We start from the raw sequence: 22,724 nt of genomic DNA, 5'->3' as shown, positions 1-22,724 counted from the left end.
GGCCTCCTTATAAAGTGGCCCCATGGCCCCGAACACCTCCTCCACCGCCCTCTGGCCCGCCCCGCACGCGAGCGGAGCCGTCGACGCGACGGTCCACGTGCCGGGGTCCAAGTCGGTCACCAACCGCGCCCTCGTCCTCGCGGCCCTGGCCTCCGAGCCCGGCTGGCTGCGCCGCCCGCTGCGGTCCCGGGACACCCTGCTGATGGCCGGTGCCCTCAGGGCCATGGGCGTGGAGATCGAGGAGGGGGTGGGCCCGGACGGCACCGGCGAGGCCTGGCGGGTGCTGCCCACGGGCCTGTCCGGCCCGGCCACGGTCGACGTCGGCAACGCGGGCACGGTGATGCGGTTCCTGCCGCCGGTGGCCGCGCTGGCCGACGGCCCGGTCCGGTTCGACGGTGACCCGCGGTCGTACGAGCGTCCCCTGAACGGCGTGATCGACGCGCTGCGGGTGCTCGGCGCCCGGATCGACGACGACGGCCGGGGCACGCTGCCGCTGACCGTGCACGGCGGCGGGGCCCTGGACGGCGGCCCGGTGTCGATCGACGCCTCCTCGTCCTCGCAGTTCGTGTCGGCCTTGCTGCTGTCGGGCCCCCGGTTCAACCAGGGCGTGGAGGTCCGCCACACCGGTGCCAGCCTGCCCTCGATGCCGCACATCCGGATGACGGTGGACATGCTGCGCGCGGTCGGCGCCCAGGTGGACACCCCGGAGTCGGGCGGCGAGCCGAACGTGTGGCGGGTGACGCCGGGCGCGCTGCTCGGGCGGGACCTGACGATCGAGCCGGATCTGTCCAACGCGCAGCCGTTCCTGGCGGCGGCCCTGGTCACCGGCGGCAAGGTGGTGATCCCGGACTGGCCGGCCCGTACCACCCAGCCGGGTGACCGGCTGCGGGAGATCTTCACCGAGATGGGCGGTTCCTGCGAACTGACCGAGTACGGCCTGGAGTTCACCGGTTCGGGGGCGATCCACGGCATCGACGTGGACCTCGGCGACGTGGGCGAGCTGACCCCGGGCATCGCGGCGGTGGCCGCGCTCGCCGACTCGCCGTCCACCCTGCGGGGCGTGGCCCATCTGCGGCTGCACGAGACGGACCGGCTGGCCGCGCTCACCAAGGAGATCAACGAGTTGGGCGGTGACGTCACGGAGACGGCCGACGGCCTGCACATCCGCCCGCGCGCGCTGCACGGCGGGACCTTCCACACCTATGAGGACCACCGCATGGCGACCGCCGGTGCGATCATCGGCCTGGCCGTGCCGGGCGTGCGGATCGAGAACGTGGCGACGACGGCGAAGACCCTTCCGGACTTCCCCGAGCTGTGGACCGGGATGCTCGGGCAGTAGGGACGTACGCCATGCGCCGCTACGGCAAGCACACCGACGAGGACGACATCCGCAGCCGTCCCAACCGCAAGGGCAACCGGCCGCGGACGAACATCCGGCCCAAGCACGAGGACGCGGCCGAGGGCATGGTCCTCACCGTCGACCGGGGGCGGCTGACCTGCCTGGTCGAGGACCGGGTCGTGATGGCGATGAAGGCGCGCGAGCTGGGCCGCAAGGCGGCCGTGGTGGGCGACCGGGTGGCCCTGGTCGGCGACCTGTCCGGCATGAAGGACACGCTCGCGCGGATCGTCCGCATCGAGGAGCGGACGTCGGTGCTGCGCCGCACGGCCGACGACGACGATCCGTACGAGCGGGTGGTCGTCGCCAACGCCGACCAGCTGGCGATCGTGACGGCCCTGGCCGATCCCGAGCCCCGCCCCCGGCTGATCGACCGCTGCCTGGTCGCGGCCTTCGACGGCGGTCTGGAGCCGCTGCTGGTGATGACCAAGTCGGACCTGGCCCCGCCGGACAAGCTGCTGGAGCTGTACGGCACCCTCGACATCCCGTACGTCGTCACCAGCCGCGGGGAACTGGAGAACGGGGACGCTGCGGACCGGGTCCGCGAACACCTTGACGGCAAGATCACCGCGTTCGTGGGGCACTCGGGCGTCGGCAAGACGACGCTGGTCAACGCGCTGGTGCCGCAGGAACGCCGGCGTCTGACGGGGCACGTCAACGCGGTGACCGGCCGGGGCCGGCACACCACCACCTCCGCCCTCGCCCTGCCGCTGGCCGACGGGGGAGGCTGGGTCGTCGACACCCCGGGGGTCCGCTCCTTCGGGCTCGCGCACATCGACCCGTCCCGGGTGATCCACGCCTTCCCCGACCTCGAACCCGGTACGGCGAACTGCCCGCGCGCGTGCAGCCACGACGAGCCGGACTGCGCGCTGGACGCGTGGGTGGCCGAGGGGCACGCGGACCCGGCACGGCTGTACTCGCTGCGCCGGCTGCTGGCCACCAGGGAGCGCAAGGAAGGCGACTGAGCCTCGCGTTGTTTGCCGGGGTGCGTGGCCGGTAAGTGCATAATCGCACCGAACCGGAGATCCGGATCAACGGGAGGACCGCACATGGCGTGGCTGCTGGTCATAGTGGCCGGGATACTGGAGACCGGCTTCGCCGTGTGCCTGAAGCTCTCGCACGGGTTCACGCGCCTGTGGCCGACGATCGCCTTCGCGTCGTTCGCCCTGGGCAGCTTCGGTCTGCTCACCCTGTCCCTGAGGAAGCTGGACGTCGGCCCCGCCTACGCGGTGTGGACCGGCATCGGCGCGGCGGGCACCGCCATCTACGGCATGGTCTTCCTCGGCGACCTGGTCTCCACCCTGAAGATCGTGTCGATCAGCCTGGTCATCGTCGGGGTGATCGGGCTTCAGTTGTCGGGGTCGGCGCACTAGGGGGCGCGGCATGGGGGGCACGGATCCGTTCCGGCACCACGACACGGGCCGCTGGCTGGTCCAGTACACCGGCCGGGTGCTGGTGGTCTGCCCGGGTTGCGGGGGCCGCGCGCTGGTCACCCCCCGGCCGGACCTGCCTCCGCCGCCGTACTTCAGCGAACTGCTGTTCCTGCCTCGCCGGCTGACCTGCGCGGGCTGCGGCGTGATCGCCCACTGGACGGCGGACCTGCGCGGCCGGGGACTGGTCGGGGCCCAGCCGGGCGGCACCGAGGATCCCTTCTTCCGGCGGCCCCTGTGGCTCCAGACCCGGTGCCTCAGCCGCGTGCTGTGGGCCTGCAACGAGGAGCATCTCGAAGCGCTGGCCGCCTACGTCGGTGCCACGTTGCGCGAGCGGGGCCCCGCGCGTCCCACCATGGCGATGTTCGCGCGGCTGCCCCGGTGGATGAAGGAGTCCGGCCACCGTGCCGAGGTGCTGGCCGGCCTGGACCGGCTGCGGGCCCTGGCCCGGCGCTCCGCGCCCGCCGACCGCTCCGACGCCGCGCACGAACGCGGGGACCGGCCCCGCCACCACGGAGCCCTGTACTTCCGGGGCGGTCCCTACGAAGACGGTGTCTGAGGCCGGCCTCACACCAGGTGCCGCGGCAGCACCGCCCGTACCAGCTCGGCCATCCCGCCCTCCCCCGGCGGCGCCGCGACACAGGACAGGGCGAGGCGTACGACGAGCTCACAGGAGCGGAGCAGTTCCGCGGTGCCGGCCGGGTCGGCGCCGGGGCCGGCCAGCGCGGTCGCCGCGCGGTCCCGGACGATCCGCACGAAGTCGCGGGGCTCGGGCAGCGGCCCGTCCGCCCGGCGCTGCGCCGGTACCGCGCTGGTGGAGGGCACGGCGGTGAGCGGCGGGCTCGGCAGCCGCTCGGTCCAGCAGCCCGTGAGCATGGCCCGCACCAGCATGTTGTCCCGGGCGGCGGTGGCCGTCCACTCGGCGGTGGCGGTGAGCCGGTCCCGCGCCCCGGCGGGGCCGGCCAGGGCCCGCTCGACGCCGGCGAGGTACCCGTCGGCCTCCCGCCGCACCAGTGCCCGGGCGAGGCCGTCCTTGCCGCCGAACTCGTTGTACAGGGTCTGCCGGGACACCCCGGCCGACGCGGCCACGTCGACCATCCGCACGGCGGACCACGGCCGGCGCGCGAGCGCCGTGTACGCGGCGTCCAACAGCGACTCCCGGGCAGCAGGCATCCTCGCCTCCCTGGACCACACCGACTCTGCGCCCAGATTTGACGCGCTTGTATGCACTGTCAAGGGTTGGGGAGGGAGCACGGGGTGCGTCCCGGCTGTCCTCCCGGCGCGGGCCCGCCCTGGCGGTCGCGCGGTGCGCCGCGTCCCTCGGGGACACTCCCACCGCCCCCGGTGGCCCCGTACCGTCCCCGCCGGATACCGTTCCTCACATGCCCGACTACCTCGACGACCTCCGCCTCGCCCACGTCCTCGCGGACGCGGCCGACGCCGCCACCACGGCCCGCTTCAAGGCCCTCGACCTCAAGGTCGAGACGAAGCCGGACATGACCCCGGTGAGCGAGGCGGACAAGGCCGCGGAGGAACTCATCCGCGGCCAGCTCCAGCGCGCCCGCCCGCGGGACGCCGTCCTCGGCGAGGAGTACGGCGTCGAGGGCACGGGCCCCCGCCGCTGGGTGATCGACCCGATCGACGGGACGAAGAACTATGTGCGGGGCGTCCCGGTCTGGGCCACCCTGATCTCCCTGATGGAGGCGGGCGAGGGCGGCTACCAGCCCGTCGTCGGCGTGGTCTCCGCCCCCGCGCTCGGCCGCCGCTGGTGGGCCGCGAAGGGCCACGGCGCCTTCACCGGCCGCAACCTCGCCTCCGCGACCCGCATCCACGTCTCGCGCGTCGGCAAGCTCGCGGACGCCTCCTTCGCGTACTCCTCGCTCTCCGGCTGGGAGGAGCGCGACCGCCTGGACGGCTTCCTGGAGCTGTCCCGCCAGGTGTGGCGCACGCGCGCGTACGGCGACTTCTGGCCGTACATGATGGTCGCCGAGGGCTCCGTGGACATCTGCGCCGAGCCGGAGCTGTCGCTGTGGGACATGGCGGCCAACGCGATCATCGTGACGGAGGCGGGCGGCGCCTTCACCGGCCTCGACGGCCGCCCGGGTCCGCACAGCGGCGACGCGGCGGCGTCCAACGGCCTCCTCCACGACGAGCTGCTGGGGTACCTCAACCCGCGCCCGTGAGGAGCGGGGAGGGGAGCGGGCGTACTCCCGCTGCGCCCTCAACTGGCGCCGCGCGCCCCCTTGTTGACCCTCCCTTTACCTGGCACTCTGAGCCCACCCCCACTTGTGAACTTGTGAATCCCTGAGCCGTTCCCGGGGATTCCTAGGAGGTGGTCCGTCCATGCTCGTCCGTGACGCCATGAGCACGGTGATTCTCACCCTCGGCCCCGCCCACACCCTGCGCCAGGCAGCCGCCCTGATGTCCGCCCGCCGCGTCGGCGCCGCCGTGGTCCTCGACCCGGACGCCGGCGGCATCGGCATCCTGACCGAACGCGACATCCTCGACTCCGTCGGGCTCGGACAGAACCCGGACGCGGAGCGCACCCACGCCCACACCACCACCGACGTCGTCTTCGCCGCCCCCACCTGGACCCTGGAGGAGGCGGCCCGCGCCATGGCGCACGGCGGCTTCCGGCACCTCGTCGTCCTCGACCGCGGCGACGTGGCCGGGATCGTCTCGGTCCGCGACATCGTCCGCCGCTGGCTCCCGGCCCGCGAGCCCACGCCCGCGCTGTGACATGCGAGGCGGGCCGGACCCCGAGCACCGTGGGGTCCGGCCCGCCCGGCCGCGCGGGCCGCCGGCTCAGCCGCGCAGCGCCCGCACCGCCGCCTCCAGTCGCTTGCCGAAGTCGGCGTCGGCGCTCGCGAAGTTGCCGATCGCCCGCTCGACGATGTCCTCGCGCGAGACCTGCGAGATCGCGCCCGCGAGGTTGGCGATCAGCCGCTCCTTCTCCGCCTCCGACATCAGCCGGTAGAGGTTGCCCGCCTGCACGAAGTCGTCGTCCTCGGCGTGCACGGGGGTCGGGTGGTTGCCGGTGCCGGGCGCGAAGCCGTCGAACGGCTGCCAGAGCGGACGGCCGGTCTGCTGCGGCCCGCCGAAGCTGTTCGGCTCGTAGTTCTTCGCACCGCCGTGCCGGCCGTCGTAGAGGAAGCCGTCACGGGAGTGGGTGCGCGCCTCGGTGGCGTGCGGGCGGTTCACCGGCAGGTGGTCGGCGTTGATGCCGACGCGGTAGCGGTGGGCGTCGCCGTAGGCGAAGAGCCGGCCCTGGAGCATCTTGTCGGGCGAGGGGCCGATACCGGGCACGAAGTGCGCCGGCGAGAAGATCGACTGCTCGACCTCGGCGAAGATGTTCTGCGGGTTGCGGTTCAGCTCCAGCTTGCCGATCTCGATGACCGGGTAGTCCGCGTGCGGCCACACCTTGGTCAGGTCGAACGGGTTGAAGCGGTACGTCGCCGCGTCCGCCGCGGGCATGATCTGCACGCCCACGGTCCAGCTCGGGAACTCCCCGCGCTCGATCGCCTCACGCAGGTCGCGCTGGTGCGAGTCGGGGTCCTTGCCCGCGAGGACCTCCGCCTCCTCGGCGGTGAGGTTCTTGATCCCCTGGTCGGTCTTGAAGTGGTACTTGACCCAGAAGACCTCGCCGGCCGCGTTGTTCCACTGGTAGGTGTGCGAGCCGAAGCCGTCCATGTGCCGGTACGACGCCGGGATGCCGCGGTCGCCGAACAGCCAGGTCACCTGGTGGGTCGACTCCGGGGAGAGCGACCAGAAGTCCCACACGTTGTCGGCCTCGGTGCTGCCGGTGTACGGGTCGCGCTTCTGGGTGTGGATGAAGTCCGGGAACTTGATCGCGTCCCGGATGAAGAAGACCGGGGTGTTGTTGCCGACGAGGTCGTAGTTGCCCTCCTCGGTGTAGAACTTCAGCGCGAAGCCGCGCGGGTCGCGGACGGCGTCCGCCGCGCCGAGGTTGCCGGCCACGGTCGAGAAGCGCAGGAAGACCTCGGTCTGCTTGCCGGCCTCGGAGAGGAACGCGGCGCGGGTGTACGGCGTGACGTCGGCGGTCACGGTGAAGGTGCCGTACGCGCCGGCGCCACGGGCGTGCACCACGCGCTCCGGGATGCGCTCGCGGTTGAAGTGCGCCAGCTTCTCCAGCAGGAGCTGGTCTTGGACGAGGACCGGCCCGCCGACGCCCGCCGTCTCGCTGTTCTGGTTGTCGGCGACCGGGGCACCGGCCTCCGTGGTGAGCGGTCCCTGCGTCACGTACGCCTCCTGCGTCATCACTGACTAGTCCTGTCCTGTGGCCAAAGCCGGTCCCGATCCTACAATGGACATTGTCTAAGTCAACTGACGATCCAAAATCACACCTGTTCCCGATCTGGGGACTCCTCCTGCTAGGCTGGTGGCCATGAGCGACCTTCTGGAACGGCTGCGTGGACGCGGATGGCGGATGACCGCGCAGCGACGCGTGGTGGCCGAGGTCCTGAACGGCGAGCACGTCCATCTGACGGCCGACGAGGTCCACGCACGGGCTGTCGCCAGGCTGCCCGAGATCTCCCGGGCGACCGTCTACAACACGCTGGGCGAACTGGTCTCGCTCGGCGAGGTGCTGGAAGTCACGACGGACAAGCGCGCCAAGCGGTACGACCCGAACGCGCACCAGCCGCACCACCACCTGGTCTGCGCCCGGTGCGGAGCGATCCGCGACGTGCACCCGACCGGCAACCCCCTCGCCGACCTCCCCGACACCGAGCGCTTCGGCTTCACGGTGTCGGACGTCGAGGTGACGTACCGGGGGCTGTGCCCGGACTGCGCGGGCGCGTAGGACCCACCCGCTTCCCTGAGCCCCGGCATCCGCCGGGGCTCTTCGCGCACGACCGTTGCCGTGTACGGCACCATGCGCGAAAACGCCGAGGGCCGGAACCCATCTCTGGATTCCGGCCCTCGGCCTTCAGTAGCGGGGACAGGATTTGAACCTGCGACCTCTGGGTTATGAGCCCAGCGAGCTACCGAGCTGCTCCACCCCGCGTCGGTGAACACGACACTACGTGAGGGGAGCATCGAGAAGCAAATCAGTAGGAGCCGGAGTGTCCGGCGTCACGCCGAGAGCTCCTCCCGCAGCGCGTCCCGCAGCCGTCCCGCCCGCTCGGACACCTCCGCCGGCCCCAGCGCCACCGCCCTGTCGGCCCACCGCTGCCCCTCCGCCAGCTCGCCGCGACGCGCGTAGACGAGGGCCAGCCGCAGCGCCGCCCGCCCGTGCCCGGCATCGGCGGCCCGGGCCCACCACACCGCCGCCTCGGGCTCGCTCCCCTCGCGGGCGAGCAGCAGCCCCAGGTTGAAGGCGCCGTTGCGCGACCCGGCCTCGGCCGCCGCCCGGTACCACCGCGCCGCCTCCACCACATCGCCCCGCGCCGCCGCGAGCATGCCGACCCGCACCTGCGCCCGCCGGTGCCCCTGCGAGGCGGCACGCTCGTACCACTCCTCGCACTCGGTCTTCTCCTGCACGATCTCCCCCAGCTCGTGCGCGGGCTCCGGCGGCCGGCGCGCGTCGAGCAGGGCGGCCAGCCGGTACGCGCCCTCCGCGCTGCCGCCGCCCGCCGCACAGCGCAGATGCCGTTCGGCCTCCTGCTCGTCGCCCTCGCGCAGCCGGGCGATCCCGACCTGGAGCGCGGCCTCGGCGTGCCCGGCCGCCGCCGCCCGCTCGTACCAGCGCAGCGCCATCTCCTCCTCGCCGCGCCCGGCATAGAGGATGCCGAGGTTGAACGCGGCGTCCACGCTTCCGGCCTCGGCGGCCTTGGAGAACCACGGCTCGGCCCCGCTCGTGTCGCCGTTCTGGAGCAGCAGGATGGCCAGCGCGTTCGCGGCCTCGCGGTGCCCGGCGTACGCGGCCCGCCGGTACCACTGCTCGGCCTGCGCGGTGCGGCCCTGCTCGGCGCAGAGCAGCCCGAGGTTGTAGGCGCCGTTGTCGTCACCGGCGGCCAGCGCGGCCCGGTACCACCGCTCGGCGGTCTGGGGCTCGCCGCGCTCGGCGTGCAGCGCGCCCAGCGCGTTGGCCGCGTTGCCGTCGCCGTCCTGGGCGGCGCGCAGCCACCACACGGCCGCGCTCTCGCTGTCGCCGGCGTCGCGCAGCAGGAAGCCGAGCGCGCAGGCGGCCCGCGGCTCGCCGTCCTTGGCGGAGGTCAGGTACCAGCGCCCGGCCTCCTTCAGCTCGCCCCGCTTCTCCAGGATCGCCCCGAGCTGGAGCGCGGCCCGCCGGTGTCCGCGCGCGGCGGCCTGCCGGTACCACTGCTCGGCCTCGGCGGCACCGCTGTCCCCCCCGGCCTCCTCCCCGTGTCCGGCCGCGCGGTCGAGCGCGCGTGCCAGCCGGTAGGCGGCCTCCCGGTGCCCGCGCTCGGCCGCGGCCCGCATCCAGTGCTCGGCGCCGACGTCCCCGCGGTGCTCCAACAGGTCGGCGAGCGCGTAGGCGCCGAGGACATGACCCTGCTCGGCGGACTGGCGCAGCCAGTACTCGGCGGCCGGCTCGTCCCCGCGCTCCCGGTGGTGGCGGCCGAGCGCGTGCGCGGCGGCGGCGGAACCGGCGACGGCGGCGATCCGCCACCAGCCGGCCGCCTCCTCGGGGTAGCCCCGCTGGTGCAGCAGGACGCCCAGGTTGTTGGCGGCGGCCCGGTCACCGGCCGCGGTGGCCGCGCGCAGGTGGGGTTCGGCTCCGTCGAGGTCGCCGCGGCGCAGCAGCATGGCCCCGAGGACGCTCGCCGCCTCGGCGTCACCGCTCTGCGCGGCGAGCGCGAGGCGCGTCTCCTCGCCGGCTTCCCCCATGTCCGCCAACTCGTCGCGGGCCGGCTCCGCGTCGTAAGGCTGCACAAATCGCCCTGACTCGAACAGAGTTGCCTTGTCCCCCATAACGTCCATCGTCGCACCACCTGCAACCTGGGTACACCCGGTATACCGCAGCCCGTGAGGTCACTTGAGCGTTTTGTCGACATGCCCACAGAGAGACAAGTCAAACACACACCGCCCAACTCCCCACGGCGGCGCGGCCGGTCCCTCCCCTCAGTACATGAGTTCGCACACCACGAAGGCCCGGATCCGTTTTGGATCCGGGCCTTCGACTTCAGTAGCGGGGACAGGATTTGAACCTGCGACCTCTGGGTTATGAGCCCAGCGAGCTACCGAGCTGCTCCACCCCGCGCCGTTGTGTGTCAACCGTACCACGGCGCGAGGGGTTCTTGATCAACTCCGCTTCTCGTCGCTGTTCTTGCCAGCGCTCGTGTCGCTGCTCTTGTCCCCGTTCTTGCCGCCGGTGCCGTCCGTCTTGGACTGGGCCGCATCGGCCCGCTTCAGCGCGTCCTGGAGGTCCTTCTGCGCCTTGGCGTACGCATCCCAGTCCGGTCCGTTCTTCAGCGCCTGCTGCCCGGCGTCGAACGCCTTCTGCGCGTCTTCCAGCGCCTGCTTGACCGTCGGGTTGCCGGTGCTGGGCGGGGTGGTGCCGCCGGTCTCCGGCGGTCTGGTCGAACCCTTCACCCCGAACACCTCGTCGAGGGCCTCGTCCAGGGTGTTCTTGAAGGCGGTCTTGCCCTCGTAGGTGACCAGAACCTTCCGCAGCAACGGGTACTTGAGCGAGCCACCGCGGACGTAGACGGGCTCCGCGTACAGCAGGCCCCCGTCCAGCGGCACGGTCAGCAGATTGCCGTACTCGACCTTCGAGTGCCCGCGGCTGAGGAGGCTGATGGTCTCGGCGATGGCCGATTCGGAGTTGAACTGGCTCTGGACCTGCTTGGGGCCGTCGACGGTCGTGTTCGTCGGCAGCTTCAGGACTCTGATCTTGCCGTAGTCGCTGGTGCGCGGATCGGAGTCGACGGCCATGAAGGCGCTGAGGTTGTCCCGCCCGTTGGGCGTGAACGTCGTCGTCAGCGAGAACGCCTGCGCGCTCTGGCCGGGCATCTTCATGCTCAGGTAGTACGGCGGCACCGCGCTGCCCGAGTTGTTCGTCGGGTCGTCCGGGACCTCCCACACCTCGCTGCCGGTGAGGAAGGTCTGCGCGTCCGTCACGTGGTAGCGGGTGAGCAGCTCGCGCTGCACCTTGAACAGGTCCTGCGGGTAGCGCAGGTGGTCCATCAGCTCCGGGGAGATCGCGCTGCGCGGCTCCACCGTGTCGGGGAAGGCCTTCATCCAGGTCTTCAGCACCGGGTCCCGGGTGTCCCACTGGTACAGCTTGACCTCGCCGGTGTACGCGTCGACGGTCGCCTTCACCGAGTTGCGGATGTAGTTGACCTGGTTCTGCTGGGCCACCACCGCGCGCGAGTTGTTCGTCGCGGTCAGCGAGTCGGCCGTCGTGTCACCGAGGGTCGTACGGGAGGCGTACGGGTAGCCGTTCGACGTCGTGTACGCGTCGACGATCCACTGGATGCGGCCCTTCACGACCGCCGGGTACGCGTCGCCGTCGATGGTCAGCCAGGGGGCGACCGCCTCCACGCGCTCCTTGGGCGTGCGGTTGTACAGGATCCGCGAGCCCTTGCCGATCGCGCCCGAGTACAGGATCTGCGGCTCGTTGAACGCCACCGCGTACGCGGCCCGGTTGACCGGGTTGTCGAGGTTGACCCCGCTCCTGCCCTGGTAGCTGGTGGTCATCTCACGCTCGTTGTCGGAGTAGTCGACCTCCTTCTGGGGGCCTCCGACGATCGAGTACGTGGTGGTCTTCTCGCCGTAGTAGATCCGCTGCTCGTACGTCCCGAGGTCGCCCTGGGACGGCAGGTTCTTCTCCGTGAAGACCGGCCGGCCCTCGGAGTCGGCCTCGGTGCCCTTGGCGGCCACCACTCCGAAACCGTGCGTGTAGCGGAAGTGGTCGTTGATCCAGTTGTTCTTCGGGATGCCGTCCAGGTTCAGTTCGCGCAGACCGATGACGGTGTCCTGCTCCTTGCCGTCCTTGGGGTACCGGTCGACGTCGAGGTTGGTCGGGAATCCGTAGTAGGCCTTGATCTGCTGGAGCTGCTGGAACGTCGGCGAGACGACGTTCGGGTCCATGATGCGGATGCTGGCCGTGGCGTCGACCTGGTCGCGCAGCTTCGTCTTGTCCGGGGTCGTGGACTTGCCCGGGTACTCGGTCACCTTGGCCTGGTCGATGCCGTACGCCTCGCGGGTCGCCTTCAGGTTCTTCTGGACGTACGGCGCCTCCTTGGCCTGCTCGTTCGGCTGGACCTGGAACTTCTGCACGATCGCCGGGTACAGGCCGCCGATCAGGATCGCCGACAGCACCATCAGGCCGAAGCCGATGACCGGCAGCTGCCAGGTGCGCCGCCACAGGGTGGCGAAGAACAGCAGCGCGCAGATGACGGCGATGCAGAACAGGATCGTCTTGGCCGGCAGATAGGCGTTGGCGTCGACGTAGCGCAGGCCGGTCCAGTTGCCGGTCGCCTTGAAGTCGCTGGACTTGACCGCGAGGCCGTACCGGTCGAGCCAGTAGGCCACCGCCTTGAGGGCGACGAAGATGCCGAGCAGCACCGACAGGTGTCCGGTCGCGGCGGCGGTGGCGCGCGCGCCCGGGCTGGTGACGCGCAGCCCGCCGTACAGGTAGTGCGTGAGCGCGGCGGCGATCAGGCACAGGATGGCGGCGGCGAAGCCGAAGCCCAGCAGGAAGCGGTACCAGGGCAGGTCGAAGGCGTAGAAGGAGACGTCGAGGTGGAACTGCGGGTCCTTCTGGTGGAAGGGCACGCCGTTCACCCACATCAGCCAGGTCCGCCACTGGCTCGACGCGGAGGCGCCCGCGATCAACCCGACCAGGGCGGTGACGGCGAGCAGCAGCCACTTCTTGTACGGCGCGATGGCCATGCGGTAGCGGTCGAGGCTCTGCTGCTCCATGGACATGGCGCTGAGCGGGGGCCGCAGCCGGTGCGCGAGCCAGATGTTGAGACCGACCGCGACCGCCATCAGCAGACCGAAGACGAAGAAGAGCCCGATCTTGGTCGACAGGGTCGTGGTGAACACGGACGAGTAGTGCACCGACCGGTACCACAGCCAGTCCGTCCAGAAGCCCGCGAACATGGTGAACGCCATGCCGAGCACGGCGAGGACGCCCAGTGTCACGAGCAGGGCCCTCACCCTCCGGGACGGGCGGCCCGCTCTGATCCGTGGCCCCGTCGGGCCTCCGCCGCGGTCCGGCATCTGGAAAGCCAAGGTGCGCACCTCGAAGTTCGCTGTCGATCCGTCAGACCCTCGGGTTCGCGGGCCCGCCGTGGCCCCCCGTGATCGCGGGCCCACACCTATGCAACTTACTCACGGTTTACTCGGTTCCCGATTCCGGCCCTGAACGAGGCAGGATTGTGACCATGTCCAACACTCCCATGGCAGCGAGCCCGCTCACCCGGGCCGTACTCGAAATCGACGAGTACGTCTCCGGCCTCGGCTGGGACCAGCCCGCTCGCCTCTTCGCCCTCGTAGACACCGCACGGCTGCGGGCTCAGGAACCCTCGCTCGCGGCCCAGCTCGGCCTGCAGGACGAGTCCGAGACCGTCGGTCTCACCCCGATCGAGCAGGACGAGCTCCCGTCCGGCAAGCCCCTCGACGAGTTCCTCGGCACCATCGCCTGGCCCGACGCGGTGACCGGCTGCGCGCTCGCGGTGGAGCGCCTGATGCTGCCGCCGTCCGCCGAGGCCCAGGTCCCCTCCGGTCTCGACGAGGCCGGGCTGGCCAGGTGGGTAGCCGAGCACCCCGAGCGCCAGGAGGTCCGGATGACGGTGGCCGTGCTGCGCGACGGCAGCCGCGAGTCGGCGCTGCGGCTGCGGGAGAAGGACTCCTCGACGGAGGTCCTGACCGGCCCCGACCTGGTGCCGGGCCTGGCGGACGCGCTGGCGGCGACGTTCGCGGACTGATCCCTCCCCTCGGGGGGTACGGCGCTGGGGGTGCCCCTGCCGGTCAGGGGCGCCCCCAGCCGTGTCACGGTCCGTTCAGCCCTTGGTGGTGCACTTCGGCAGGGCGGCGGTGTCCCCGCTGCGGATGTCCTTCAGCGCGTCGAGCGCGTCGCCGATGGTCTTGACCTTGACCAGGGTGAGCCCGCCCGGGGTGTCCTTGGCAGCCGCCGCGCAGTTGTCGGCGGGGGTCAGGAAGTACCGGGCGCCGCGGTCGCGCGCGCCGACCGTCTTCATCTCGACGCCGCCGATCGGGCCGACCGTGCCGTTGTCGTCGATGGTGCCGGTGCCGGCGACGAACTTCCCGCCGGTGAGGCTGCCCGGGGTGAGCTTGTCGTAGATGCCGAGGGCGAACATCAGGCCGGCGCTGGGACCACCGACGTCGGCGAGCTTGATGTCGATGGTGAACGGGAAGGTGTGGTCGGTCCCGGCGGAGATGCCGACGACGGCCCGCCGGGCCCCGGTGTCGTGGGAGGTCGCCGTCGTGATCGTGACGTCCTGCGTCCTGGTCGCCGCCGTGTTCGCCTTCTCGGCTGCGGCCTGCTCCTTGGCGGGCACGACGGTGAAGACGGCCTTCTGCCCCGGCTTGTGCTTGGTGACCAGCTTGGCGACGTCGGACGGCTGCTTGACCGCCGTGCCGTCGACGGCCTTGATGACGTCACCGGCGTGCAGCCTGCCCTCGGCCGGGGAACCCTTGACGACCGTGGAGACGATCACCCAGGACTTCACCGGGACGCCCAGCTCCTTCAGGGCGGCGACCTTGGCGCTCTCCTGGGACTGGCTGAACTCCTCGGCGTTCTCCTGGGTGGACTGCTCCTCCGTCTTGCCGTCCGGGTACAGCGTGTCGTGCGGGACGATCTTGCTGTCGTGGGCGAGCCAGCCGTAGACGGCCTCCACCAGGTTCATCCGGTAGTCGGCGCTGGTGACCCGGACGGTGGTCATGTTCAGATGGCCGTCCGCCGGATAGGTCTTGTGCCCCGAGATCTGCAACACCGGCTCGCCGTCGTGCTCCCCGAGCGTGTTCACGGTCGGGCCGGGAGACATCTCCGCGTACGGCACGGGGATGAGGACTCCCGCGCACAGGAGCGCGATCAGCATCAGGGTCGAGGCGAGCATCGTCGCGGTGCGGCGTGGCATGCCACGACAGTACGGGACGCCTCTGTCAGCACACCGTCAGGGCACCCCCGTCAGGCGCCGCGGGCACCCGTGTGGGACTTCTCCATGGCCTCGCGGAACCGGGCGTATCCGTCCAGCTCAGGGCCGTCACCCCGCGTCTTGCGGGTCCTATTGGCCCACGTCCCCCACAGCCCACCGCCGATCGCGGCCACCAGCGGGATCAGCAGCCAGACAAGCACCCCCATGCCGACCTCCCATACGCCATGAGCGTCCGCAAATGACTGATCAGCAGATTAACCGCCTGCACGGACAACGCTCACGCTAGGGGGCCGGTTACGCAACCGGAGGGAAGCGTGTGCCGGCTGTGACTCCTTCGGGGGACCCCCCGAAGACCAGGCGGATCAGCGGACGGGGGCGGTGCGGGGCTGGAGGGCACCGGGCGGGGTTGGCGAGTGGCCGGGAGCTGGGCTGCGGGCAGGGGGCCGTGGGCGTCGGGGGGGGGCCGCGGGCGTCGGGCGGAGGCCGCGCTTGTCGGGCAGGGGCCGCGCGTGTCGGGCCGAGGTTGTACGGGCTGGCACCAGCGGGCGCCGGGCCGCAGCCGGGAGGCGCCAGGGCGCGCCGGCCGGGAGTCAGGGGACGCCGAGCCCGGATCGGCAGGCGGCATCCGGGCTCCGGCCGGATCAGCAGGCGCCCGCGCCGGGATGCGGGCGGCGGTCAGGGAGCCAGCGGGCGTCGGCCCGCCCGTGAACAGGCGCGGGCCCCCAGTCAGCAGGCTCGTGCCCCCGTCAGCAGGCTCGTGCCCCCGTCAACAGGCGTCGCCCCCAGTCAGCAGGCGCCGACCCACTCCTCCGTGCCGTCCGAGAACTTCTGGTGCTTCCATATGGGCACCTCGTGCTTGAGGTCGTCGATCAGCTTGCGGCAGGCGTCGAAGGCCTCCGCGCGGTGCGGGCAGGCCACGGCGACGACGACGGCCAGATCCCCGACCCGGAGGTCCCCCACCCGGTGGACGGCGGCCAGCGCCCGCACGGGGTGGTCCGCGACGACCTTCTCGGCGATCCGCCGCATCTCGGCCTCGGCACTCGGGTGGCAGGAGTACCCGAGCGCGTCCACGTCGGCACCCCCGTCGTGGTTCCGCACGGTCCCCACGAACAGCGCGACGCCCCCGGCCGCGTCGTCCCCGACGGCCTGGAACACCTCGTCCACGGAGAGCGGGGTCTCCCGGATGCCGATCAGCTTGATGGGGTCCTGAGCCGCCTGCTCACCGGGGTGATCGTTCGTATGCGCCATGCCCCCATCGTGCCCCACGGGTGTGACAACGCGGAATACGAGTTTCCGCAGGCACGCGCGTGGGAAGCTTGGAGGCTCCTACAGCACGGCCTCCGCATCGGCCGCTCCCGCAGGTCAGACGCGTCGCCGGGCCTTCCGGGCCCGCCGTACGACAGCCGCCGCGCCCAGCAGGGCCACCGTCGCCCCCGCCGCACCGGCGGCCGTCGCGTCCTTCCGCCCCAGCCGCCGCCCGGCCACCGTGTGCCGGCCGGACACCTCCTCCAGCAGTTCGGCGAGCACCTCCTCGTTGGTCCACTTCGGCCGCCAGCCCGCATCGTGCAGCCGGCTTCCGCTGACCACCCAGGGGTACATCGTGTAGGCGAGGTCCCCCGCCGGGGACGGGGTGAGCCCGATCCGGTGCAGCCGGGCCGCCGCGCCGAGCGCGACCGCCGAGGGCAGCTCCATCCGCCGGATGCCGCTCAGCTCCTCGACCTCCTCCTGCTCCAGCCACCCGTCGCAGCCGACGGCCAGCTCCCCGTCGACCTTCTCCAGCACGGCGTACTCCAGGGCGCCGCACAGGTCCTCGACGTGGCAGAACTGCCACGCGGGCCGCGACCCGGCCACGACCAGCAGCCGCGGCGACTCGAAGTACCTGGTCAGCGCGGTGTCCGTGCCGCCGACCAGGACGGCCGGCCGCACCACGGTGACGTTCAGGCCCGGATGCGCGCGCGGGGCCCGCCGCGCCAGGCGTTCGATCTCCAGCAGGTCCCCGACGCCGGTCGCCTCGGCGGTGGCGCGCAGCTCGGCGTCCTCCGACAGCGGCAGCTCGTTGTCGGGCAGCGCGCCGTAGACCATCGCGGAGGTGCACAGCACCACCCGGTGCACGCCGGCCGCCGCGGCGGCGGTCAGGACGGTCTGGGTCCCCCGGACGTTGTAAGCGGTGCGCGCCGCCGGATCGGTCTCCAGGTCGAGGTCGAGCGCGAGGTGGACGACGACGTCGGCGCCCCGCAGCTTGTCCGCGATGGCGGGGTCGCGGACGTCGAGGATGTGCCACTGCGCGTCGGCGCACTCGCCGCGCCGTTCGTCGATGGCGAGTACCTGTCTGATCTCGTCCGACGCGGCGAGTCGCTCGGTGAGCAGGGCGCCGACCCCGGTGGCGGCGCCGGTCACCGCGACGACGGGCCCGCGCACGGCGGGAGAGGTTGAGCGGTTTCGCGCTGCGCGAACCTGCGGATCTGGGGAACTCACCGGGCGTCTCCAGCGGTTGTCTTCAGTACGGGCGCGAGTGACGCGTACGTACCAGGTGCATCCATCCTGCCGCAGGCGTTCCGTGGGCGAAGCACCGAGGCCCGATCGGGTCGAGGTGTCTACGCTGGGTGGTGTTGTCGGGCAGCCGCGCCGCCGGAGCGAAACCGGTGGCCTTACCAGCCGAGGAATCCCGTGAGTGACACCCCATTCGGTTTCGGCCTTCCGCCGGAGGAGCCGGAAGACGGCGACGAGGGCAAGAAGAAGGACCAGCAGAGCGGTGGTGGGCAGGGACCGGCCAATCCGTTCGGTTTCGGCGGCCTGCCCGGAGCCGGCGGCTTTGGCGGCCCCGGCTCCGACAACCCGCTCGCTGCCATGTTCGGTTCCCTGAACCCCACCGACCTGGGCGCCGCGTTCCAGCAGCTCGGCCAGATGCTCTCGTACGAGGGCGGCCCGGTGAACTGGGACATGGCCAAGCAGATCGCCCGCCAGACGGTCGCCCAGGGCACGTCGGACGGCACGAAGGACGCGAGCGTCGGCCCCGCCGAGCGCAAGGCGGTGGAGGAGGCCGTCCGCCTCGCCGACCTGTGGCTGGACGACGCGACGTCCCTGCCGTCGGGCTCCGGCTCGGCGGTGGCCTGGTCGCGCGCGGAGTGGGTCGAGGCGACCCTGCCCGCCTGGCAGGAGCTGGTCGACCCGGTCGCCGAGCGGGTCGGCGCGGCCATGGGCGACGTGCTGCCGGAGGAGATGCAGGCCATGGCGGGCCCGCTGATCGGCATGATGCGTTCGATGGGCGGCGCCATGTTCGGCACCCAGATCGGGCAGGCCGTGGGCGTGCTCGCGGGCGAGGTCGTCGGCTCGACCGACATCGGCCTGCCGCTGGGCCCGGCCGGCAAGGCCGCGCTGCTCCCGGCCAACGTGGAGGCGTTCGGCAAGGACCTGGGCGTTCCGCGGGAGGAGGTGCGGCTGTACCTGGCGCTGCGCGAGGCCGCGCACCAGCGGCTGTTCGCGCACGTGCCGTGGCTGCGCTCGCACCTGTTCGGCGCGGTCGACGGCTACGCGCGCGGCATCAAGGTCGACACGGCCAAGCTGGAGGACGTGGTCGGCCAGTTCGACCCGCAGAACCCCGAGCAGTTGCAGGACGCGCTCCAGCAGGGCATGTTCCAGCCGGAGGACACGCCCGAGCAGAAGGCCGCCCTGGCCCGTCTGGAGACCGCTCTGGCGCTCGTGGAGGGCTGGGTGGACGCGGTGGTCCACGCCGCCGCGAAGCCGCGCCTGTCGTCCGCCGACGCCCTGCGCGAGACGCTGCGCCGCCGCCGTGCGACCGGTGGCCCGGCGGAGCAGACGTTCGCCACGCTGATCGGCCTGGAGCTGCGCCCGCGCCGGCTGCGCGACGCCTCCCGGCTGTGGGCCTCGCTCACGGACGCGCGCGGGGTCGACGGCCGGGACGGTCTGTGGGCCCACCCGGACATGCTGCCGACCGCGACCGACCTGGACGACCCGGACGGCTTCGTCCACCGCGAGCAGCTGGACTTCTCCGAGCTGGACAAGATGCTCGGCGAGGCGGCGGGCGGCTCCGCGGGCAAGCCCGACCTGAGCAAGAGGGAAGGCGAAGGCGAGAAGGGCGACGACGGCAAGGGCGACGACGCCGAGTGAGCCTGTACGACGACGCGGTCCTCGTCCTGAAGGGGTACGAGGGCCAGGAAGAGCTGCGCCAGGCCTACCTGGACCATCTGGCGGCCCACCCGGACGGCCTGTGGAAGGCCTGTCACGCGGGTCACCTCACGGCCAGCGCCCTGGTGGTCGACCCCGAGCGCGGCCGGGTGCTGCTGACGCTGCACCGGAAGCTGCGGATGTGGCTCCAGATGGGCGGCCACTGCGAGCCGGACGACCCCACGCTTGAGGCGGCGGCCCTGCGGGAGGCGACCGAGGAGTCCGGGATCACCGGGCTGACGCTGCTTCCCGGCGGCCCGGTGCGGCTGGACCGGCATCCGCTGCCGCCGCCGTGCCACTGGCACTTCGACGTCCAGTACGCGGTCCTGGCCCCGCCCGGCGCGGTGCACGAGATCAGCGACGAGTCGCTCGACCTGCGCTGGTACGCCTACGACGAGGTGGCGGGCGTGGCCGACGCGTCGGTCGTACGCCTGCTGGACGCCACGCGCGCCCGGCTCTGAGCGTGCGAGGGGTGGCCGCCCAGGCGGTCACCCCTCGTCTCTTTGTCGCAGCTCAGCTCCAGACGTTCCCCTGGTTCTGTCCGCGCGCTCCCTGCTGCCCCATGCCGAACTGGGCGGCGAGGCCCTGCCCGATCACCGCGTTCTGCGGCGGCAGCAGCTCACTGGGCTGCACCAGCGCGAAGCCGGTGCCCATGAAGCTCAGCTCCCAGCCCTCACCGGTGTTGCCGCGCCGGCGCCACACGCCGGAGGAGTGCGTCTGGGCCTGCATCTGCACGCGCAGCCCGGTGGACCAGGCCACGATCGCGTCGGCGTCGCAGTTGACGTACCGGTCGGGCGTGACCTGCATCAGCAGCGGCGCCCCGGAGGTCATGAGGGCGACCCGGCCGCGCCCGGTGATGTTGAGCTGGTACTTCCCGGAGCCGGAGATGCCGTAGAGGCTGTCGACGGCGATGACCTCGTGGTGCAGCGAGGAGTCCATGGCGAGGACGTAGGAGCTGTCGACGGTCACCCCGTCCTGCTCGACGTCCATGATGTGGACGTGCTGGGCGAGGTTCGCCAGGTAGACGGTGCCCTGTCCGTGACAGCGCATCAGGTCCAGGCCCTCGCCGGTGTGCGCACGCGCGCGTGCCTGGCCGTTGCTGCGGTACTCGGCGTCGAACTCGACCAGGCCCTGGTAGGCGACCATGGTGCCCTTGCGTGCGAGCAGGTCGTCGTGGCCCTCCAGGGTGACCCGGAGCATCTGCGCGTTCTGCAGGCTCCAGCGCTCCTGCGTCTGGATGTCGTTGTGCGCGAAAAGCGGGCTCTGCATGGTGTTCTGGCTCCCCCTCAGCCCCGGAACCGGAGGCGGTCGGTGCTGTCCTCGCTGGGCTGGACGACGACGATGCCCTGGCCGGAGAAGGCCATCTGGTAGGCCTCTCCGCTGCCCCGGCCGATCAGCGACTGGGCCTTGAAGCTGCGCTTGCCCTTCACCTTCAGGTTCGGCGACCAGGCGACGAGCGCGTCCGGGTCGACGTACGTCTCGTCCTCGCCGCCGCCGCAGTCCACGACGATCGGCTTGCCCCGGGAGGTCAGCGCGACCCAGCCCTGCCCGGAGATCTTCGTGTTCCACAGGCCCTGGCCGGCGAACTTCGCGAGCCCCTTCACCCGCTCCACGCCCCAGGTGAGGTGCGCGTCGAAGGCGAGCAGGTTGGTGGCGTTGACGGAGATGCCGTCGCCGTCGAGGTTGATCACGACGACGTCGGCGCCGTAGTCGGCGAGGTAGAGCAGGCCGTCGCCGGAGCACTTCATCAGCGGCGCGCCCTCGCCGGTGACCCAGTCGCGGGCGATCTGGCGGACGGCGGGCGGGTTGGGCTCGTACTGGATGAAGCCTTCGTAGGCGACCATCGACCCCACGCGCGCGAGGAGGTCGTTCCCGGTCTGGAGGGCGACCTTCAGCATGTGGTTGCCGTGGTTCTCCATGCGGGCGGTGACGGGTGCGGGGGCGAAGCCCGCGAGCGGCTGGTTCATGACGGGCTCCCTCTAGACCTCGTAGGGCTGGACGACGATGAAGTTGCCGGGCGCGCCCCGGAACTGGAGGTTGACGCTCTCTCCGGTGTCGCCCGGGTAGGCGTTGCGGCGCATGCGGACCTGGCTGGAGACGATGACCTGCGAGGCGGCCGACCACGCGACGACGGCGTTGCAGTCGGCGAAGGTGGTCGGCGTGACCGGCAGCACCACGGGCGTGCCGTGCGTCTTGACGACGATCGTGCCGGTGCCCTGGAACTGCATGGTGAACAGCGCGCCGCCGGGGATGCCGTGGCCCTCGATGCGGCGGACCTCGTACTGGAGGCTCTCGTCGAACGCGAGGACGTTCTCCGCGGACACGCAGATGGCGTCGCCCTGGAGCTCGACGGGGTGCAGATGGGTGGAGTTCTCGGCGAGGAACACCTGGCCCTGACCGGTGCAGCGCATGAGCTGCATCTCCTGGCCGGTGGCGTTGCCGACGATCCGCCCGGCGAGCCCGGCGCCCTTGTAGCTGAAGTCGACCTTGCCCTGGTAGAGCACCATGCTGCCCTGCTTGGCCAGCACGGGCTGGCCGCCGATGCCGAGGTCGACGCGGATCAGCTTCTTGTTCTGCTGGGTCCAGCGCTGCCCGGTCGGCGTCTCCTTGAACGCCTGGAGCGCCGCCGTCACCCCGGCACCGCCCTGGGGCGCGCCCTGCGGCACTCCGTACGCGGCGGGCTGAGGGCCGGGGACCTGTCCGTAGCCCGGGGGCATGGGCGGGGCCGGCTGATCGCCGTAGGGGGCGGGCTGCTGACCGTATCCGGGGGGCATCGGCGCGCCGGGCCGGCCGCCGTACGACGGCTGCTGCGGCGGCTGGCCGTAGGGCGCGGGGGCGGGGGCCGGCGGCGGGACGGTGCCGGCCCCGGGCGGGGTGAGGGGTGCGACGACCGTCGGCGCGGCGTGCACGTTCGGACCGGGCGCCGGGGCCGGGGGCGGGGTGTGGCCGGGCGGCGGGGCGAAGCCCTGCGGTGCGGGGGCCGGAGCGGGTGCGGGGGCCGGAGCGGGTACGGGGGCTGGTGCGGGGGCCGGGGCGCCGAACGCGGGTGGGGGCGTGGTCTGGGCGGGCGGGGCGAAGCCGGGTGCTGCCGCGCCGGACTGGGGCTGCTGCGGGGCGGCGGGCGCCTCCTCCTCCAGCACCTCGCCGCCGAAGTTCCTCAGCAGCGCCTCCAGACCGCCGTCGAAGCCCTGTCCGACGGCGGCGAACCGCCACCCGTCCTTGAAGTAGAAGTCACCGAGCATCACGGCCCGCTCGGTGGAGAACTCCGCGCCGCTGAAGGAGTACCGCGCGACCTCCTCGCCGCCCGCCACGATGCGCAGGTATCCGGGAGCGATCTGGGACATCTGTCCGGCGCCGTCGATGGTCGCCGTGAAGGACAGCTTGCGGATGTGCGAGGGGATCCGGTCAAGCGTGACCCGGAACGACTCCGTGTCACCCGCCTGGGCGCCCAGCAGCTGGATGGACTCCTCCGGGGACTTCGGCTGGTTGAAGAAGACGAAGTACCGGTCGTCCGAGAGACGCTCGTCGGCGTCCAGACCGAAGCAGCTGATGTCGAAGGTCAGTCCGGGGCCGGAGATCTGCACGCCTACGTACAGATCCGTGCCCGCGGTGAGGTCACTGATCCTGGCCTTGTGGCCGCGTTGGAATTCCCTGGCCATG

Annotated in this window: 21 protein-coding genes and 2 tRNA genes; 10 read left to right on the top strand and 13 right to left on the bottom strand. The window is 72.0% G+C overall.

All coding sequences use genetic code 11. The features are described from left to right. The first annotated feature begins 22 nt into the window (after positions 1-22). The 4 genes from aroA (at position 23) to AQJ11_RS41935 (ending at position 3,385) form a co-directional block, all read left to right on the top strand. On the top strand, positions 23-1,339 hold the full coding sequence (gene aroA, locus AQJ11_RS41950; protein WP_014674885.1) for a 3-phosphoshikimate 1-carboxyvinyltransferase: 1,317 nt from the start codon (positions 23-25) through the stop codon (positions 1,337-1,339). Between the two features lie 11 nt (positions 1,340-1,350). After that, positions 1,351-2,361 (top strand): ribosome small subunit-dependent GTPase A, encoded by a 1,011-nt coding sequence (gene rsgA / locus AQJ11_RS41945; RefSeq protein ID WP_058081848.1) that lies wholly within the window; start codon positions 1,351-1,353, stop codon positions 2,359-2,361. A gap of 84 nt (positions 2,362-2,445) precedes the next feature. Continuing rightward, positions 2,446-2,769 (top strand): DMT family transporter, encoded by a 324-nt coding sequence (locus AQJ11_RS41940; protein WP_014674883.1) that lies wholly within the window; start codon positions 2,446-2,448, stop codon positions 2,767-2,769. Positions 2,770-2,779: 10 nt separating this feature from the next. After that, the gene (locus AQJ11_RS41935; RefSeq protein ID WP_059266959.1) at positions 2,780-3,385 is read left to right on the top strand and encodes a hypothetical protein; all 606 of its coding nucleotides are present in this window, start codon (positions 2,780-2,782) and stop codon (positions 3,383-3,385) included. Between the two features lie 8 nt (positions 3,386-3,393). Here AQJ11_RS41935 and AQJ11_RS41930 read toward each other — a convergent pair whose 3' ends face one another. Further along, positions 3,394-3,999: a TetR/AcrR family transcriptional regulator gene (locus AQJ11_RS41930; protein WP_058081846.1), complete on the bottom strand. Its 606-nt coding sequence runs from the start codon at positions 3,997-3,999 to the stop codon at positions 3,394-3,396. Positions 4,000-4,208: 209 nt separating this feature from the next. Between AQJ11_RS41930 and hisN the strand changes: the two genes are divergently transcribed. Both hisN and AQJ11_RS41920 read left to right on the top strand, forming a co-directional pair. After that, positions 4,209-5,009, top strand: coding sequence for a histidinol-phosphatase (gene hisN / locus AQJ11_RS41925; protein ID WP_014674879.1), 801 nt, complete (start codon positions 4,209-4,211; stop codon positions 5,007-5,009). Positions 5,010-5,169: 160 nt separating this feature from the next. Beyond that, entirely contained in the window at positions 5,170-5,565 is a 396-nt protein-coding gene (locus AQJ11_RS41920) for a CBS domain-containing protein (protein ID WP_014674878.1), read from the top strand. Between the two features lie 66 nt (positions 5,566-5,631). Here AQJ11_RS41920 and AQJ11_RS41915 read toward each other — a convergent pair whose 3' ends face one another. Further along, positions 5,632-7,086 carry a catalase gene (locus tag AQJ11_RS41915; RefSeq protein ID WP_041665989.1) on the bottom strand — a complete coding sequence of 485 codons (1,455 nt, stop codon included), beginning with the start codon at positions 7,084-7,086 and terminating at the stop codon, positions 5,632-5,634. Between the two features lie 145 nt (positions 7,087-7,231). Between AQJ11_RS41915 and AQJ11_RS41910 the strand changes: the two genes are divergently transcribed. After that, positions 7,232-7,648, top strand: a complete 417-nt coding sequence (locus AQJ11_RS41910) for a Fur family transcriptional regulator (RefSeq protein WP_078611815.1) — start codon at positions 7,232-7,234, stop codon at positions 7,646-7,648. A gap of 130 nt (positions 7,649-7,778) precedes the next feature. Here the strand turns inward: AQJ11_RS41910 and AQJ11_RS41905 are convergent. The 4 genes from AQJ11_RS41905 to AQJ11_RS41890 all read right to left on the bottom strand — a co-directional run bounded on the left by AQJ11_RS41905 (position 7,779) and on the right by AQJ11_RS41890 (position 12,981). Continuing rightward, a tRNA-Met gene (locus AQJ11_RS41905) sits at positions 7,779-7,852 on the bottom strand. A gap of 68 nt (positions 7,853-7,920) precedes the next feature. Continuing rightward, positions 7,921-9,732, bottom strand: coding sequence for a tetratricopeptide repeat protein (locus AQJ11_RS41900; RefSeq protein ID WP_175252264.1), 1,812 nt, complete (start codon positions 9,730-9,732; stop codon positions 7,921-7,923). 206 nt (positions 9,733-9,938) lie between these two features. After that, a tRNA-Met gene (locus AQJ11_RS41895) sits at positions 9,939-10,012 on the bottom strand. Positions 10,013-10,053: 41 nt separating this feature from the next. Continuing rightward, positions 10,054-12,981: a UPF0182 family membrane protein gene (locus tag AQJ11_RS41890; protein ID WP_208616751.1), complete on the bottom strand. Its 2,928-nt coding sequence runs from the start codon at positions 12,979-12,981 to the stop codon at positions 10,054-10,056. Positions 12,982-13,145: 164 nt separating this feature from the next. Between AQJ11_RS41890 and AQJ11_RS41885 the strand changes: the two genes are divergently transcribed. Continuing rightward, positions 13,146-13,688 carry a PPA1309 family protein gene (locus AQJ11_RS41885; RefSeq protein ID WP_059266958.1) on the top strand — a complete coding sequence of 181 codons (543 nt, stop codon included), beginning with the start codon at positions 13,146-13,148 and terminating at the stop codon, positions 13,686-13,688. A 75-nt stretch (positions 13,689-13,763) separates the two neighbouring features. Here the strand turns inward: AQJ11_RS41885 and AQJ11_RS41880 are convergent, their stop codons facing one another. The 4 genes from AQJ11_RS41880 to AQJ11_RS41870 form a co-directional block, all read right to left on the bottom strand. Further along, a complete protein-coding gene (locus AQJ11_RS41880) occupies positions 13,764-14,861 on the bottom strand; it encodes a YlbL family protein (RefSeq protein ID WP_208616749.1) in 1,098 nt (365 codons plus the stop codon). Between the two features lie 50 nt (positions 14,862-14,911). Beyond that, on the bottom strand, positions 14,912-15,085 hold the full coding sequence (locus AQJ11_RS50205; protein WP_014674871.1) for a hypothetical protein: 174 nt from the start codon (positions 15,083-15,085) through the stop codon (positions 14,912-14,914). Positions 15,086-15,665: 580 nt separating this feature from the next. After that, the gene (locus AQJ11_RS41875; protein ID WP_014674870.1) at positions 15,666-16,127 is read right to left on the bottom strand and encodes a molybdenum cofactor biosynthesis protein MoaE; all 462 of its coding nucleotides are present in this window, start codon (positions 16,125-16,127) and stop codon (positions 15,666-15,668) included. Between the two features lie 114 nt (positions 16,128-16,241). Next, complete coding sequence (locus AQJ11_RS41870; protein ID WP_051009725.1) at positions 16,242-17,354, bottom strand: SDR family oxidoreductase; 1,113 nt, start codon at positions 17,352-17,354, stop codon at positions 16,242-16,244. Positions 17,355-17,546: 192 nt separating this feature from the next. On the opposite strand from AQJ11_RS41870, the gene AQJ11_RS41865 reads away from it, so the two are divergent. Continuing rightward, positions 17,547-19,007 (top strand): zinc-dependent metalloprotease, encoded by a 1,461-nt coding sequence (locus AQJ11_RS41865; protein ID WP_059266957.1) that lies wholly within the window; start codon positions 17,547-17,549, stop codon positions 19,005-19,007. Then, a complete protein-coding gene (locus AQJ11_RS41860; RefSeq protein ID WP_059266956.1) occupies positions 19,004-19,525 on the top strand; it encodes an NUDIX hydrolase in 522 nt (173 codons plus the stop codon). The genes AQJ11_RS41865 and AQJ11_RS41860 overlap by 4 nt, the downstream gene beginning before the upstream one ends. 52 nt (positions 19,526-19,577) lie before the next feature. On the opposite strand, the gene AQJ11_RS41855 is transcribed toward AQJ11_RS41860, so the two are convergent. The 3 genes from AQJ11_RS41855 to AQJ11_RS41845 are packed head-to-tail and all read right to left on the bottom strand — an operon-like array spanning position 19,578 to position 22,723. Next, complete coding sequence (locus AQJ11_RS41855) at positions 19,578-20,333, bottom strand: AIM24 family protein (RefSeq protein WP_059266955.1); 756 nt, start codon at positions 20,331-20,333, stop codon at positions 19,578-19,580. A 17-nt stretch (positions 20,334-20,350) separates the two neighbouring features. Further along, a complete protein-coding gene (locus AQJ11_RS41850; protein ID WP_014674865.1) occupies positions 20,351-21,031 on the bottom strand; it encodes an AIM24 family protein in 681 nt (226 codons plus the stop codon). A gap of 12 nt (positions 21,032-21,043) precedes the next feature. Then, positions 21,044-22,723 (bottom strand): TerD family protein, encoded by a 1,680-nt coding sequence (locus AQJ11_RS41845; protein ID WP_059266954.1) that lies wholly within the window; start codon positions 22,721-22,723, stop codon positions 21,044-21,046. Position 22,724: the final 1 nt, after the last annotated feature.

The sequence above is a fragment of the Streptomyces corchorusii genome, assembly GCF_001514055.1.
In the GTDB taxonomy this organism is placed as follows: domain Bacteria; phylum Actinomycetota; class Actinomycetes; order Streptomycetales; family Streptomycetaceae; genus Streptomyces; species Streptomyces olivaceoviridis.
The sequence above is the reverse complement of the archived record's forward strand: the minus strand, read 5'-3'. Positions and strand labels throughout refer to the sequence as shown.

Bases quoted from the DNA above. Each gene is read 5' to 3' on its own strand.
- aroA (WP_014674885.1), top strand. From the start codon at position 23: ATGGCCCCGAACACCTCCTCCACCGCCCTCTGGCCCGCCCCGCACGCG.
- rsgA (WP_058081848.1), top strand. From the start codon at position 1,351: ATGCGCCGCTACGGCAAGCACACCGACGAGGACGACATCCGCAGCCGT.
- AQJ11_RS41940 (WP_014674883.1), top strand. From the start codon at position 2,446: ATGGCGTGGCTGCTGGTCATAGTGGCCGGGATACTGGAGACCGGCTTC.
- AQJ11_RS41935 (WP_059266959.1), top strand. From the start codon at position 2,780: ATGGGGGGCACGGATCCGTTCCGGCACCACGACACGGGCCGCTGGCTG.
- AQJ11_RS41930 (WP_058081846.1), bottom strand. From the start codon at position 3,999: ATGCCTGCTGCCCGGGAGTCGCTGTTGGACGCCGCGTACACGGCGCTC.
- hisN (WP_014674879.1), top strand. From the start codon at position 4,209: ATGCCCGACTACCTCGACGACCTCCGCCTCGCCCACGTCCTCGCGGAC.
- AQJ11_RS41920 (WP_014674878.1), top strand. From the start codon at position 5,170: ATGCTCGTCCGTGACGCCATGAGCACGGTGATTCTCACCCTCGGCCCC.
- AQJ11_RS41910 (WP_078611815.1), top strand. From the start codon at position 7,232: ATGAGCGACCTTCTGGAACGGCTGCGTGGACGCGGATGGCGGATGACC.
- AQJ11_RS41900 (WP_175252264.1), bottom strand. From the start codon at position 9,732: ATGGACGTTATGGGGGACAAGGCAACTCTGTTCGAGTCAGGGCGATTT.
- AQJ11_RS41890 (WP_208616751.1), bottom strand. From the start codon at position 12,981: ATGCCGGACCGCGGCGGAGGCCCGACGGGGCCACGGATCAGAGCGGGC.
- AQJ11_RS41885 (WP_059266958.1), top strand. From the start codon at position 13,146: ATGTCCAACACTCCCATGGCAGCGAGCCCGCTCACCCGGGCCGTACTC.
- AQJ11_RS41880 (WP_208616749.1), bottom strand. From the start codon at position 14,861: ATGCCACGCCGCACCGCGACGATGCTCGCCTCGACCCTGATGCTGATC.
- AQJ11_RS50205 (WP_014674871.1), bottom strand. From the start codon at position 15,085: ATGGGGGTGCTTGTCTGGCTGCTGATCCCGCTGGTGGCCGCGATCGGC.
- AQJ11_RS41875 (WP_014674870.1), bottom strand. From the start codon at position 16,127: ATGGCGCATACGAACGATCACCCCGGTGAGCAGGCGGCTCAGGACCCC.
- AQJ11_RS41855 (WP_059266955.1), bottom strand. From the start codon at position 20,333: ATGCAGAGCCCGCTTTTCGCGCACAACGACATCCAGACGCAGGAGCGC.
- AQJ11_RS41850 (WP_014674865.1), bottom strand. From the start codon at position 21,031: ATGAACCAGCCGCTCGCGGGCTTCGCCCCCGCACCCGTCACCGCCCGC.
- AQJ11_RS41845 (WP_059266954.1), bottom strand. From the start codon at position 22,723: ATGGCCAGGGAATTCCAACGCGGCCACAAGGCCAGGATCAGTGACCTC.